The organism is Paenibacillus sp. J31P13 (assembly GCF_056269295.1).
In genome coordinates, this window is the sequence record NZ_JBWDNR010000007.1 from 196633 (window position 1) to 211775 (window position 15143).

Here is a 15143-nt window from a genome sequence, read left to right on the forward strand (position 1 = left end):
TACACCTCTTCTTGTTAGTGATTGTTAGCTGGCAATACCGTTACGTCAACCTGATCTGGCCGATAAACGGACAGCAGCTTGCCGTTGTTATCTACCGCAAATAATACGGAACGTTCTTTCTCCAGCATGAATGCGTACGAAATGCCTGTTGCAGGGTCCTGCACCTCAATTTGGACATCCAAACTGAACTCGGATACGAATGTAAGCAGCGCTCCGTCTTGGAAGGTCAACTTACGGCCATAAACACCTGGTAAATGTCCACCTTGAATCCATTTCAGTTCCTCACTGCAGCCAGCTGCTGCGAGTGCATATTGATAAATCGCCGAAATCGGCTCGATGCGATCATTCAGCTCAACCGGCAGCGGGCACCAAAGGATACGCCCTTTGCCATGAGAAATCTCGATAAGTCCGTTGTCATCTTCCGCAGCACCTAACCGAGCTTCCTTCCATACTTGCGCAATACGGCGGTTGCCGTATGAAACAGGCAGCATGCGATCGCCGATGCGAAGCATCTCCTCGCGGCGCACATTGACTAGCTCTCTTGCGCCAAGCAGATCCGAATGACGATCAACTGGCCGCCAATATGCATCTAGGCTTGTTGGTCCCGTGATCAGAAGTGTAGCTCCCGAGCGTTCGATATAACCAAGAAGTCTATCGAATGCTGCATCATCTACATTATGGGCGCTTGGAAGAATGACAAGCTTGGCAGGATTTGCTTCCAGCTCATTCAAATGATATTCCGATATGCCGCGGAACGGTTTGTTCAGTTCGTAAGCGAGTACGCGAGTTGCTTTGGTCGTTGCATCAAATGCCAGCTTCCGGTTAGAGAAATCATTGGAGTAAGGGAACACAACTGCAGTATCCTCTAGTTCCCGACCAGTAAACAAATCTCTGATCTCTTCCATAAAGCTTCCGAAATCATAAGATACATCCGCCTCTGGCTTCTCCGTACCGTCTGCTCGAAGTGCACCGATATGCGATTCATTGGCATTGTCCATATAGAAATTGGTATTCCAAATCCATTGAACAGCACCAGCTCCGCCTGTTGCAAACGCATAGGCATATTTGCGCTCCAGTATGCTTCTGAGCTCTTCTTCCGAACGCTTGGCACGACCTTCCGGCGTCTCAACATACATGATGCCGGTTTCCTGTACGAGGTTAGGCTTATCCGCTGTCTTAGCGAAAATGCTATCCCATACGAGGTGATCGTTCAGCCACCAAGAATGCACCGTTGTATAATCAACAGCTTCGCCATAGAAGAACGGAGAAGGTCTTTGCGCGCCGAGCGCTTCATCCTGTCCAACCGTAACCATATGGTCCGGGCATTCATCTTTGATCGTATCGTAGAGCTCCTTCGCCCAGCGGTTATGCATATCCATCGAGAACAGTGCATAATCAAGCCAACGTGTACCCTTCTTGCCTTGGTGCATGTCCTGAACGTCAAAGTTAATTTCCTCTGGCTCCGGCGGCAATGCCGCTTCAAAGCTTGGCAGCTGCTCAGGTGTCATATTCCACAGCTTTTGCAGCTGCTCCACTGACCCATGACGCTCCTTCAGCCAAGCCGCATAAGCAGCCGTCTCGAAGGAATCACGTGCTGATCTTGGACCATCTGAGAAAATACGAGGCGGATCAAACATGGACGGTTCATTGATTAAATCCCAGTCCACATGCTTAGATTGCTTATGGCGCGAGACGATCGCACGAATGAAACGTTTCTGAGCCTCAACACTTCTCGGATCGAGATAAGGATTCTCACCTTCCCACGTTTCTGGCGTGAAGGAGAAGAACGTAAAGGTAATTTGCAAATCATGACGCTTCGCTGTCAGCAGAAACGCATCGATCGAGCGGAGCACTTCCTCGGAAGCATGCCCGTCGACCTGCATGATATTCCGGTAAGCCGTCCATATGCCGGTTCTGATCCAGTTAATGCCTGCCTTACGCATCTGAGCCATATCCCGATCCCATACTGAAGCATTCGGAAGAAACAAAAATTTGCGAGCGACGTCCGAAGTCATGTACGTCATGCCGACAACAGGCATCGGTCTGCCGTCCTTCACAAAATAATCACGTTCGCTCCTTACAGGATTGCCTTCCGCAAGCAATGCCTTATCAAAGCCCCAGAAGCCTTGTTGAAGTATACGTACTTCACCGCTGGTTGACTCTGCCCTGCAGTCTACCTTGTAATAACCGCTCATAAGTGTAAGTGCTACAGGTATCCGAATAATTTGCTGCTTGCTAGCCGCTTCTACGTTCAGGCTGCTTGTCCAGCGCTGTTCCGGCTGACTGTCATGCTGAACCACGATAGAGAAGCTCCAGCTAATAGCTGGATTCGTTTGCTCTGCAAAGCGACTAAGCTGCTCTACATGCAGCGTCAACATCGCACGCTCTCCCGGCTCGAAAGAAGCATAGTTTGGTTTCAGCCAAAGATCCGTAACCCCTGCCGCGCAGTAATCTGCCCAGCGGCTTACTTCTTCAGCACCGCCATTCGACCAGAATTGTTCGGTTAGCGGTTGATTAACGAATAACCAGCGCGCACCCCCAAACTTGCCGTTCATGTTCTCCCAAAGCAGAACTGGAGCAGCAACTTCTCTTCCTTCAGATGAGACACCCTTTAAGAGCGGGTATAACTTTGCATCCATTGGTCCTGCTGAACCCATCTGATGAGGCAAATCACTGGTTTTGGTTACATGAGGCACTAAGTTCCAAGTGCCTGAAACCTCAAACATGAGTTCCTTGCCTTGAAGCAGAGGAATATCCCCGTGAGCTGACAGCGTCTTGATCGGTGCTGCGCTTACTGGCAATATTTCATGGATATGAAGCTCACGATGATAAGCGGTTTGCTGACCTTCCGCTTCCCATGCTCCTGCTTCATTTTTGGATACCGGACGTTTGAACGGTGCTCCGCCAATACTGACAAAGCCTCCGCCGCGTTTTAAAAATGCTAGTATATCGCTCCACGCTTCCTTAGGAAAATAAGGCGCATGCATATTCACAAAAGTACCGCCCTCCGCTTCGCGAAGCGCCTTGCTCAGCTCATTGGCACGAACAACATTTCCCTGTAAAAGGAGCTGTCCTTCCACCTCTGAGCTAAGGCGTGTATCTGACGGAAACGATGGATCATAAAAAATAATGGAGCTTATGCTCATAGCAATTCATCCTTCATTGCCTTGTAAACAAGCTGTGAAAACAGGCTGTTTGACCATGCGAACCATTTACGTGTGAAAATGGATGGATCATCGGAATGGAAGCCTTCATGCATATAGCCTGTATCCCCATCCGTTGCTTCCAGCATGTCAATTAGAGCCAGCTTTTCATCCTTGCTGGTAGCCGTTAGTCCTTGCATCGACAATCCCATATGCCAAATGTAGCCTGGAGGCGTATGCGGACTACCGATCCCCTTCGCTGCTGTTCCTTCATAGTAGAACGGATTATGCTTGCTTAAGGCAAATTTTCTTGTATTTTGATAAATCGGATCTTCCGAAGTTGTATAACCAAGGTAAGGAATCGACATCAAGCCTGGCGTACCCGCATCATCCATCAGGCAATAGTTGCCGAAGCCATCTGTCTCATAGGCATAAATAGGTCCGAATTCTGGATGCTGATAAATACCGTACAGCTGAATACCGTGATCGACGTCATCCTCAAGCTTTTTCAGTTCTTTAACGAAGTCCATATCACGGAATACCCACTCTGCAATCTCTCTCATTTGACGCAGCGCAACGACGGCAAACATATTCGCTGGTACATTGTAATGGAAATCGCAAGCATCGTCGCTTGAACGGAAGCCTGACCAGATCATTCCTGTATAGTTAACAGGCATGCCTAAGCCATTATTGCGAAGAGAATCCGTCGGAATTCCGTTGTCCCGAGTAAAACGATAAGGTGATTTTTCGAAGTGGTGCTGCTCTGTCTTCCACAGATCTACGATAGTGCGCATAGCCGCTTTGAAGCCTGAGTCAAAAATATCAGTCAGCTCAGTTTCTTTCCAATAAGCATGAGCAAGGCGCATCGAGAAGCAGATGGAGTCCAGCTCGAACTTGCGCTCCCATACCCATGGGGACATTTCTGTCTCATCCGTCGTATTCCAGTGCCAGTCATTAGCCGACTCATTGAATGCATTCGCATAAGGATCAATGCCAATATAAGAGATGTGGCGTTTGATAAGACCGCCAATAATACGCTGCAAATCCTTATCGTCCTTAGCGAATGGTACATAATGAATGACCTGCTCCACTGAATCGCGAAGCCAAAGTGCAGGGATATCACCTGTAATGACAAAGGTTGTGCCGTCATCCATTAGCTTCGTTGTTGTTTCTAGCGTGTTAGGGAAGCAGTTTTTGAACAATTGAAGCAGTTTTGGGCGATGCGCCAGCTTCTGCTCCGCTTCCTTCAGCACATCTTGAACCGCTGCCGGCAGCGTTAGCTCCGGCAACGGGATTTTTGGCAATCGAAATTGTTCCATATTATAAATGCTCCTTTAGCAATATGTCGTCATTATTCCTTAACGGCACCAACCGTTAGGCCTTGTATGAAATATCTTTGGAAGAACGGATAAGCGAAGACAATCGGACCAGTTGCTAGAACGACCATTGCCATACGTGACGTATCCTGCGGCATGGATTGCAGTACACCCATGCTCAGTGAAGCATTTTGTGAGTTTTGCATAATGAATTGCATACTATTCTCAATCCGCATCAACATCGATTGAAGCGGCACTAAATCCGGCGTATTGATATAGAGAAGGGCATTAAACCAATCATTCCAATAGCCCAGCGTGCTGAACAAAGCAATCGTTGCAAGACCCGGCAGCGACAAAGGCAGCACAAGCTTGAAGAACGTACCAAACTCTCCTGCTCCGTCGATTTTCCCAGACTCGATAATCGCATCCGGCACCATTGTCGAGAAGAACGTACGTAGGATCATAATGTAAAACGCGTTAACTGCAAGCGGCAGTATGAGTGCCCAAATGGAATCTTTAAGTCCAAGAAGCTGAGTAACTACGATATATGTCGGTACGAGACCACCGTTAAATAGCATTGTAAAGAAAGCGAAAAAGGAAAAGAATCCACGATATTTAAAGCTTTTACGCGAGATTGCATAAGCAAAAAGTGCTGTAAACACAACACCTATGACCGTCCCAATAACCGTTACGGCAATCGTGACACCATAGGACCGGAGCAACTGATCCCCCGCTTTGAATAGATAACTGTAAGCTTCTGTGCTCCATTTTTCAGGAAATAACGAATAGCCGTTTTTGGCTAGTGTTGATTCATCCGTAAAGGAAATAATCGTAACGAATAGGAATGGAAATACACATATAAAAGCAAATATACCAGCCACGGTATGGAAACCGATATTCCAAATAGGCGTTAAGCTATGAAAATCGCGAGATTTCGTTTTTTCAACTTTTCCAACGGACACAGCGATTTTCCTCCCTTCGCAATGCTTGCTCCAGCAAATTTCTCATTTGTCTAGAACAATGCATTGTCTTTATTGAATTTACGAACAATTCCGTTTGATGTAATAACAAGAACGAATCCAATGATTGATTGATACAAGCCAGCTGCTGTACTCATACCGATTTCACCTGTTGATTTGAGGCCGCGATAAACATAAGTGTCGATAACGTTCGTTACGCTGTACAGCGTACCTGAGTCTCGAGGCACTTGATAGAATAGCCCGAAATCCGCATAAAAGATTTTACCTATAGCAAGCAGTGTCAATATCGTAATAAGCGGTGTCAGCATCGGAATCGTGATGTTGCGGATTTGCTGCCATTTGTTTGCGCCATCGATCATTGCCGCTTCATAAAGCGATTTATCGATACCCATGATGGCTGCCAAATAGATGACACTGTTGTAGCCTACCGACTTCCATAGGAACACGACGACGATAATAATCGGCCAATAGGTTGGATCGGAATACCAGTTCACCGGATCAATCCCGAACCAGCCAAACATTTGGTTAACAACACCTTTATCCAAGCTTAAGAAGCTGAATACAAAATAGCCAACGATAACCCAAGATAGGAAATAGGGCAAGAACATACCTGTTTGATAAACTTTAGCTAGTTTTTTGTTCGTAATTTCAGCGAGCATAATCGCCATTGCAACAGCAATGACCAGACCAAGCACGATAAAGAAAATATTATAGAGAACTGTATTGCGCGTTATGATATAAGCGTCATTTGTGCTAAACAAAAATTTAAAGTTCTGTAGTCCTACCCATTTGCTCTCGATAATGCTGGCAAGAAACCCATCACGGCTGTAACGGTATTCCTTAAACGCAATAACCATACCAGCCATCGGCAAATAGGAGAAGAAGATGAACCAAAGTGTAGCTGGCAGAACCATGATCAGCATCGCTTTATTTTTGTTAATATCTTTGAAAAACCGCCCTAAGGCTCCCACATGATCACCTCTCTGTAGTCAGATTAATGAGAGAAGGTATGAATGGAATGCAATGCACTCCCCTCATACCTCTCATATATTACTTGTTAGCCGCTCTCCACTCGTCAAGCTGGCGTTGTGCTTCGGCCATGATTTTATCAAGACCAGCTGCTTTAAACTTCTCATTCGCACGTTTCAGGTAAACCTCAGGATCAACTGTTCCTGTCATTAGCGGCGCCCAAAACTCTTCTTTTACGTTTTGTACAGACGCAATTTCTGTTGTTACCTTCGAAGGATCGAAGTTGAAGCCAAGAAGAGGTGCTTCTTTACCCGCATCATTAAACTTCTTGAACTCTTCCCACTTGTTAGTAGGATCTGTGTTGTTCAAATACGTGAGCATAACGTTACCAAGCGAGAAAGTTGGCATGTCATAATTTTTTGCTTCAGGAAGATTTTCCATAATGTTGTCATCTGATTTTTTGAAGTGAACACCCTCAATACCCGAATCGATCATGTTGCGAAGCACAGGATCTGTGTTAAGCAGGTTAAGGAATTCCATTGCTTTCTCTGGATACTTCGAGTTAGCTGAAATAGCTTGCATTGAACCCATAACTGACCAGTTGAAAATAAGCGCTTCACTTGCAGGAGTCGATACGACTGGGTAGCCGTAGCTTGCAGACCATAGATTATCAGCAAAAGGCTGAGTTGTCGCACGATCGGAGAACCATTTTCCAGTTGTTTGAACATCTGTCATGGAATCCATCGTAGCTGCTTCTGTAGGAATGTAGCCCGCTTTATAGTATTTGTGCATCGTATTCAATACTTGTTTCATTTCTGGAGTATCTAGAACATTAACGATTTTGTAGTCCTTCGTATCAAGCGAAACAGCCATTGGCAGCTTCTCGATGATGTAGTCATAAGGAACGTTAGGCATTTGATTCTTATCAACAGCGAAAGGATATACGCCTGGTTCGTTCTCTTTGATCATTTTCAACATTGGCTCAAGGCTTTCTAGCGTAGTAGCCTTCGAAATGTCGAGCTTGTACTTATCTACATACTGCTTGTTGAAGCGCCATACCTCTTGAGCAGGCAGCTCTTTGTTAGCCGGGATACCGTAGTTATGGCCATCAATTTTGGAGCCTTCAAGGAATGCCGGGTCAAGCGTGTCGATAATGCCTTGACCATGCTCTTTCAGCAGATCATCGATTTGCATGAACGCGCCTTTTCTTGCACTTTGTACGTAGTCAAACGCCCATGAGGACGTGAACATAATGTCTACTGCTTCACCGGATGCTGTCATAACTTGCAGCTTCTGTGAATAATCGCCCCAGTCAATCATGTTCATTTTGATCGTAACGCCGATTTTCTCAGCTGTATATTTACTTACTTCCTTCATTACTTTATCTACATCTTTTTGAGGTGTACCGATTGTGTACCAGATTAGCTCTACTGGTTTCTCAGCTGTTCCTTCGCCTTCGTTTTTACCGCCTCCACAGGCACTAAGAACGATTGACATGACCAGCAGCAGCGTTAGCGCTGGCATAAATTTTCTTTTCTTTCTCATTATAAGTCCTCCCTAGATGTTGTTTCGAAGCACTATCCGACTGCATAAGCATGCGCTTACTTTATTGCTTGGCCCTTATTTCTGTTGTGTTGAAAGGGCTAATATAAAAATAACGGATGTAACGGTTTTCATATAGGCGACAAATTAAAGGTATGGTGTACAAATTAAAGAAAAAAGGACTGCTCTATCTTGCATTAGAGTAGTCCCTTGTAATCAGTAGGAGAAATACCAACATATTTCTTAAATTGCTTGTAGAAATAACCGCTCTCCCAGTAACCAACCTGCGTGGCAATTTCCTGTACCTTTAATTGCGTTTCCTTCAGCATGACCTTCGCCTTCTCAATTCGATATTTATTGATATACTCTGTAAACGTTTCATTCGTTTCCTTCTGAAACAAATGACCAAGGTACACGGGATGGATGTTATATTGCTGACTGAGCAATTTTAATGACAATGGCTGAGCATAGTTTTCATGAATATAGCCAAGCAGGAGCTGAATAATCGGGCTCTTCACATCGGACATAAGCGATTCAACCGTTAACGTCGCTGCTTCTTTAACGACTGCAGCTAAGCCTTCAATCGTATCAACCTGCATGATCTGCACGAAGCCCGCTTTGTAAAGTTCCGGCTGATCTGCTTGCTTGATCTCTTTGAGCTCCATTTTGAACCGAATCATCATCTCAATCGCCATGTTTTGAATATAAGCCGGTGTAACTCCCTCGAGTGTCTGATAAGCTCCAAATTCAGCATCGATCGCCGCATGAAGTGCTTCCAGATCCTTTGCCTTAATCAGCTTTGAGTATGTCGACCAGTTAAGCGGCTGAGCCTCTATATTCCCTATGTCGTTCTTCTCCGTGAGCAAGGCATAGTCTAATATCGCCGGTTCATCAAGCAACAAAAAGTATTCCTGCGCTTTCTTCGCATGAGCATAGCTGCGAGGCGCGTCCTCTCCAATCGCCTCCACACTGCCAATCGAAATTCGAATACGGCTGGGAACCAGTCGTTTCTGCATACTTTCAAGCACATTAATCACCTTTTCTTTGCCCTGAACTTTATCCTCAAGCATAAAAACGATAACTAAATCACCATCAATATCTACAAAGGGCAGCATCGATGGATCTTGAACCGCAAGCCGCTGCACCGCCTCATAGGATGAGTCTAATTGGCTTTCCGTCCGAAGTATAGCGGTAATGAGATAGGGGGCATCCATTCGAATGTCCAGCATGTCCATCCGCTCGTTCAACTCATTTGGCGCAATTCGTCCGGTTAACCAGCGATACAATATATTATCCCTTAGAATCCGAATATCATAATCACTAAATAATCGGTTCGGTCTCGTCATATTCAGCTTGTCGATTGTATTTGCCAGTGTCTCCTGCAGCTCGTCGATATTAATCGGCTTAAGCAAATAATTTTCCACGCCAAGCTTTAGTCCAGTCTTAATGTAGTCAAACTCATTGTATCCGCTCAATATAATGACCTTCAAATCCGGCTGCAGCTTCCGCGCCTCGCGAATCAAGGTTAAACCATCCATGATAGGCATAGAGATATCCGTTAACAATATTTCCGGTGCAGACTCTTTGATCTCGACAAGCGCATCCATCCCATTTTCTGCTGAACCGACAATTTCTAGCCCAAATGCAGACCAATCGATAATATCGTACAGACCCTCGATGATGAAAGGCTCATCATCCACTATAAATACTCTATACATGCTATGCCCCCTCCTGAGCTGGAAACTCGATCGTCACAACCGTTCCAATACCTGGCGTGCTATTAATTTCAAGGCCATAATCCGTTCCATAAAGCAGCTTCAATCTCTCATGCACACTGCGCAGGCCAAAGGAATCACCGATTTGTTCCTGAGCGTCTAATGACTTACGGATAAGTTCCAGCCGCTCTGCTTCTATACCTGTACCGTTATCCTCTGCTTGAATGCGGACTCGTCCTTCTATCTCCACTACGCTCACACGGATATGATTATCTGATTTGCGAGGCTCCAGACCGTGCACAACGTAATTTTCTATAATCGGCTGCAATGCCATTCGCATGATCTTTTTGCTTTTCAAATGCTCATCGCATACGATCTCGTAAGAAAGCTTGTCCTTGTAACGAATGCGAAACAGCTCCAAATAAAGACTAGATGTCTCAAGCTCGTCCTTAAGCGTATTCTCATCCTTTGTTTGCATGAAGCTTTTGAACAGCACCGACAAGCTGTAAATCATTTGCCCTACATCCTTCGCCCCCTGCGATATGGCCCTCATGCGAATCACTTCCAATGTATTATATAGAAAGTGAGGGTTTACCCTTGCCTGCAAAGCAGCGAGCTCTGTATGCTTTTGCTTAATCTCCGCTTTATATTCACTGTCGATGTACCTCGTTAGCTCGCCCAGCATGTCGTTAAAGCTTCTAGAAATTTGCCCAAGCTCATCCTCTTTTTCATCCTTGATACGTACGGATAAGTCGCCGCTTTTGACTTTACGCATAACTCGGATTATTTTATTGGTTCGTTTTGCATAATTAGAAACAACCAGAATCAACATAAGCAGGACCAATACAATACAAATCACGCTAATCAATGTAATGGTACGCTTCAGCCCTGCATAGGCAGCAGCGACCTCAGCCTTCGGGGCAACGCCAACTACCAGATAACCCGCTTCTGTCTGAGTCAGTGTCGTTACATATGATTCCTGCTCAAGCATCGCCGTATCATAGAGGGAATTAATATTATCCGCGTAGGGATACCTGGCTCCATAATAACGGTCGGATGAGTCAAACAGCACCTCGCCCTTTTGGCCCAATACGAGAATATAGCCCTTTAATTGCTCTGTATAGCTCTCTAAAGCATTCTTAATATGTTCCGAATTGAAATAAACGAGCATTTGCCCCAAATTTTTTAATGTATTCTTATCCGTTATCGGTACTCTCATCGCGAAGAGCTTAGGCTCCTGCTGATCAATAGCATTACGTACCCATGCGTTTGGCACCGATACTTTATTATTTTCTACCGCCATAGCGTCAGGTATAAATGAATGTGTAGCACTAGTCGGTATTAGTTTGGTTACATGACCTTGCTTATAAACGTATAAAAACTGCCTCTCCGAGCTGTACAACATCAAATTTTCGATATCCGCATCGTTTTCCAGCTTATTATCAAAATAATCAAGCCCCTTCGGCATATCGACACCCGTCACATTGGCATTCTGATCCAATTGATATTTTATATAATCCTCGAAGGGATTTTGCAGAAAGTAGGAGAGCTGAAGCGTTAAGGCATCATTGCGGTAAACATCTCTAATGATTGATTGTACCGATTCGTATTTACGGGTCATATAGCTATTTACACTATCCATCGCTTTCTTCTGGTTTTCAAGCTCATTGCGAATAATCGACTCCGACATCACATTGAACATAAAATAGGAAAAGGCCACGATAGTCACAGTAGTGATGAGCGTGAACAACAGGATCATTTTCATAAAAAGATTATTTTTGACATAGTGGTTGTACAAGCTTTTTGCCTTCAATGTAAGCTCCTTTCCCATGCATGATCGCAAGGATCAAAGGTCATGATGTATGGTGTTATTTACGGACATAAGACCGCTGTCGCGTTGCGGTTTCCAGCATAACACTATACCATGATCCACCCTTGTTCACAAAATGGAGGCTCATGTTATACCTATCATGTTTCCCCAGTTATTTCTCCGTCACGCTAAATCTTTATAAGTTAATGTTATTTATTTCGTTTATCGTCATGATTGTGCTTATCGATTAAAAATAGACCCACCCCCATTAAGGCTAGGAAGCATAATTCATCGGATTCCGAGAACCACTTCAGAAAACAAAAAAGTCCCGATGATCGTGTTATCATCGGAACTATCTTCAACGCTTCATATTTAATTATAAGCTCTAACTATTTTACCAGTTCGATTTCCGCTCAGGCAGAGGATCTTGATCTTGCATCATCCGTTGAACCAGCATTTCCATCAATCGCTGCTTCAACACACTAAAAGCCGGATCAAAGAACAGGTTATTGCTTTCTCTTGGATCTACGTTCAGATCAAAGAGCTCTCCATAAGCTTCACCAGCAAACACGACGAGCTTATATTGTTCTGTCCGTAAACACTTCACGTTAATACCGCGATCGCGGGCATCATAAGAGGTGACGGCAGACGTCCGAACATGAGATTTCTGTCCCATTAGCACAGGAAGTTGAGATATCCCTTGTACGCCGTATACCGGTTCCCAACCTATTGCATCCAGTAGCGTCGGAACAATATCAACATGCTCCATTAGAGCATCCGTCCGTTTCCCTTGCTCAATTCCTGAACCGCGAATGATCATGGGAATACGTGTTAAGCCTTCATAAAACCATGGTCCTTTGTACATCAATCCATGATCGCCAAGCAGTTCCCCGTGATCGCTTGTAAATATGACTACGACATCGTCATAGATTCCCTTCTGCTTCCAAGCATCCTTAATACGCCCAACTTGCTCATCAATAAACGTAATCATCGCATAGTAATTGCGGATCAGCCTGCGCATATGCGCTTCGCTGTACTGATGAGGCTCCCCGCCTCCGGGCCAATAGCCTTTCGAGCCTTGACGAAGCAAATGATCGGGTCGAAGCTTCCATTTCTCGTCTTCGTTGTGCGGAATCTCAATGTCCTCATCCGAATAAAGCTCTGTATAAGCCTTTGGCGGATTAAAGGGATGATGCGGATCTGTAAAGCTCGTCCAGAGGAACAGCGGCTGATCCGGATCTTGGGCGAGTATGGCATCGATACTCTTCTCAGCCGCCCAATAAGTCTGATGACAATCGGCTGGCATATCACTTTCCCAAACATCATGCTCCGCATCCTCCGAACGGAAGCGGTCTCGCTCGAATCGCTCAGCAACAAGCTGATCACGATCACGAAGCCACTCCATATATTCACCAATGGAGTTATCCTCGCATATGTGATGCTCGTCAAAGCCATAATATGTGCCGTCCCTCTCCCTGCCGCGATCCCGAATCGCTACTTCCTCCAGCTCATACGAGAAATCGGTCTTGCATTGCGGGCGGAAATGCATCTTGCCAACTCCAACCGTACGATAGTTATCCTTCTTCAGATAATCGCATAATGTTACCTCGCTCTCATCGAGCGAGACGCCTATATTCCAAGCTCCATGCACATGCGGATGCCGCCCTGTGAAAATCGATGCCCGGGATGGCGTACAGACAGGACTCGCACAATAAGCACTAGTCACTACAGTTCCCTCAGCAGCAAGTTCATCCAGTACAGGCGTTTGGACAACTTTATTCTCGAAACCGAGCGCATCAGCTCGCATTTGATCGGTTGTAATCAGCCAAATATGCTTTTTCTTCATTGTTTATCCCTCCTGTATAATCATTCTTTTTCATTCTTCATTTTTATGTAAATCTATCATTAGACTGTAAAGATACTTTGCGGCTGCAATACATCTTGATCCTCTATTGTCTTGAGAGAAATAGAGTTGATGTTCTGCCCATTCCCAAAAGGATTATCTATACCAATTTACCTTAAATTAGACAAAAAAAGAAGAGATTAAAAGCACGCTTCAACTGAGGAGCTCGTCCCAAAAATGGCTATGTTTAAAAGAATTGGCATAGAATTTCCGATTTTATAAGGTATAATCAAACTTATGTCTATAGCGATGCAACTGTTTGGGACTTCTTCTTTATATGATTCTAGCATGCTCGCATAATATCCAACATAAGGAGGAAGTTCGTTTGGTTTTTAGTTCAGTCATCTTTTTATTTTTCTTTCTACCGCTTGTTCTTACACTCTATTTTTCTGTTCCGTTCAAGTTTAAAAATACGATTCTATTGATTTTCAGTTTAGTCTTCTATGCCTGGGGGGAACCCAGATACGTCGTTCTAATGTTATTATCTATTCTTATTAATTATGGTTATGGGATATGGATTGATACAACGGAAAATAATGAGAAAAAGAGAGTCTCGATTTTAACGTTTGCAATCATTGTTAATATCGGAATTCTGGGCTTCTTTAAATATGCTAACTTCTTTGTTGATGTAATGAATACGGCATTCCAAACAAATTTTCATTTGAAGTCCGTTCCGCTGCCAATAGGTATCTCTTTTTATACCTTCCATGCTCTCAGTTATTTAATTGATGTATATCGAAAAAGAGAACAAGCGCAAAGAAACCTTTTCAGCTTGGCGCTTTACATTACATTTTTCCCGCAGCTTGTTGCGGGACCTATCATTCGATACAATGCTATCGCCGAACAACTCAGCAAACGCATATTTAGATCTATACAATTCGCTGAGGGAATCAAACGGTTTATCTTAGGCTTGTCCAAGAAAATACTGTTAGCCAACCCTCTCGGGGCCGTAGCAGACACGGTATTCGCTACTTCTACTATGGACCTTTCAACCGGAAGCGCTTGGATTGGCATTATCGCTTACACCCTGCAAATCTATTTTGATTTCTCCGGCTACAGCGATATGGCGATCGGTTTAGGTAAAATGTTTGGCTTCGAGTTCGCAGAAAACTTTAATTATCCGTATATTTCAAAGAGCATTTCTGAGTTCTGGAGACGCTGGCATATCTCGCTAGGCAATTGGTTCAGGGATTATGTTTATATCCCGCTTGGGGGCAGCAGAGTTGCACGTTGGAAAATATATCGAAACTTATTCATTGTGTGGGCTCTAACCGGATTCTGGCACGGAGCCAGTTGGACTTTCATAGCTTGGGGCATCTATTACGGGACTCTTATCGCTTTAGAAAAAGCGGGTCTTGAAAAGATACTTTCTAAAATTTATCCTCTAAACCATGTTGTTGTGCTGGTGCTTATCATGATTGGATGGGTATTCTTCCGTGCTGACAATTTTGAATTTGCAACTGATTTCATTACTTCGATGTTCTACTCCCGTGGTAATGACATATTCGATTCCCAAGCTCTTGCCTTGTTATCTTTGAATTGGGTCTACTTATTCATTGCTATTATTGTTGCAATGCCGGTATTTCCAAGACTGCAAAAGTTGAAATTCAACAAGCCGATTACAATAGTACTGAGCGCTTTTGCTTTTCTGTTCTATTTCTTCCTTTTCGGGGAAGTTATCTTGTATCTGATTAATTCCACCTATAATCCTTTCTTGTATTTTAGATTCTAAATTCATCAATAGGAGCAGATCATTGAATAAACA

At 44.3% G+C, this 15143-nt stretch carries 9 protein-coding genes; 1 reads left to right on the forward strand and 8 read right to left on the reverse strand.

What is annotated here, in order from left to right; genetic code table 11:
- Positions 1–14: 14 nt before the first annotated feature.
- The 8 genes from AC0YOD_RS21955 to AC0YOD_RS21990 form a co-directional block, all read right to left on the reverse strand.
- Positions 15–3146, reverse strand: coding sequence for a beta-galactosidase (locus tag AC0YOD_RS21955; RefSeq protein WP_475801475.1), 3132 nt, complete (start codon positions 3144–3146; stop codon positions 15–17).
- Positions 3143–4462: a glycoside hydrolase family 125 protein gene (locus AC0YOD_RS21960; protein WP_475801476.1), complete on the reverse strand. Its 1320-nt coding sequence runs from the start codon at positions 4460–4462 to the stop codon at positions 3143–3145. Before AC0YOD_RS21960 ends, AC0YOD_RS21955 begins: the two co-directional genes overlap by 4 nt.
- 32 nt (positions 4463–4494) lie before the next feature.
- Positions 4495–5421, reverse strand: coding sequence for a carbohydrate ABC transporter permease (locus AC0YOD_RS21965; RefSeq protein WP_475801477.1), 927 nt, complete (start codon positions 5419–5421; stop codon positions 4495–4497).
- 50 nt (positions 5422–5471) lie between these two features.
- On the reverse strand, positions 5472–6410 hold the full coding sequence (locus AC0YOD_RS21970; protein WP_475801478.1) for an ABC transporter permease: 939 nt from the start codon (positions 6408–6410) through the stop codon (positions 5472–5474).
- A gap of 79 nt (positions 6411–6489) precedes the next feature.
- On the reverse strand, positions 6490–7953 hold the full coding sequence (locus tag AC0YOD_RS21975) for an ABC transporter substrate-binding protein (RefSeq protein WP_475801479.1): 1464 nt from the start codon (positions 7951–7953) through the stop codon (positions 6490–6492).
- A gap of 194 nt (positions 7954–8147) precedes the next feature.
- On the reverse strand, positions 8148–9668 hold the full coding sequence (locus AC0YOD_RS21980) for a response regulator (RefSeq protein ID WP_475801480.1): 1521 nt from the start codon (positions 9666–9668) through the stop codon (positions 8148–8150).
- 1 nt (position 9669) lies between these two features.
- Positions 9670–11430: a sensor histidine kinase gene (locus AC0YOD_RS21985; protein ID WP_475801481.1), complete on the reverse strand. Its 1761-nt coding sequence runs from the start codon at positions 11428–11430 to the stop codon at positions 9670–9672.
- Between the two features lie 439 nt (positions 11431–11869).
- On the reverse strand, positions 11870–13321 hold the full coding sequence (locus AC0YOD_RS21990) for a sulfatase family protein (protein WP_475801482.1): 1452 nt from the start codon (positions 13319–13321) through the stop codon (positions 11870–11872).
- Positions 13322–13703: 382 nt separating this feature from the next.
- Here AC0YOD_RS21990 and AC0YOD_RS21995 point away from each other — a divergent pair, with 382 nt between their 5' ends.
- A complete protein-coding gene (locus tag AC0YOD_RS21995; protein ID WP_475801483.1) occupies positions 13704–15110 on the forward strand; it encodes an MBOAT family O-acyltransferase in 1407 nt (468 codons plus the stop codon).
- Positions 15111–15143 lie beyond the last annotated feature (33 nt).

What these genes read in the sequence shown, in the direction of transcription:
- AC0YOD_RS21955 (WP_475801475.1), bottom strand. Translation starts at nt 3,146, where the DNA reads ATGAGCATAAGCTCCATTATTTTTTATGATCCATCGTTTCCGTCAGAT.
- AC0YOD_RS21960 (WP_475801476.1), bottom strand. Translation starts at nt 4,462, where the DNA reads ATGGAACAATTTCGATTGCCAAAAATCCCGTTGCCGGAGCTAACGCTG.
- AC0YOD_RS21975 (WP_475801479.1), bottom strand. Translation starts at nt 7,953, where the DNA reads ATGAGAAAGAAAAGAAAATTTATGCCAGCGCTAACGCTGCTGCTGGTC.
- AC0YOD_RS21980 (WP_475801480.1), bottom strand. Translation starts at nt 9,668, where the DNA reads ATGTATAGAGTATTTATAGTGGATGATGAGCCTTTCATCATCGAGGGT.
- AC0YOD_RS21985 (WP_475801481.1), bottom strand. Translation starts at nt 11,430, where the DNA reads ATGAAAATGATCCTGTTGTTCACGCTCATCACTACTGTGACTATCGTG.
- AC0YOD_RS21990 (WP_475801482.1), bottom strand. Translation starts at nt 13,321, where the DNA reads ATGAAGAAAAAGCATATTTGGCTGATTACAACCGATCAAATGCGAGCT.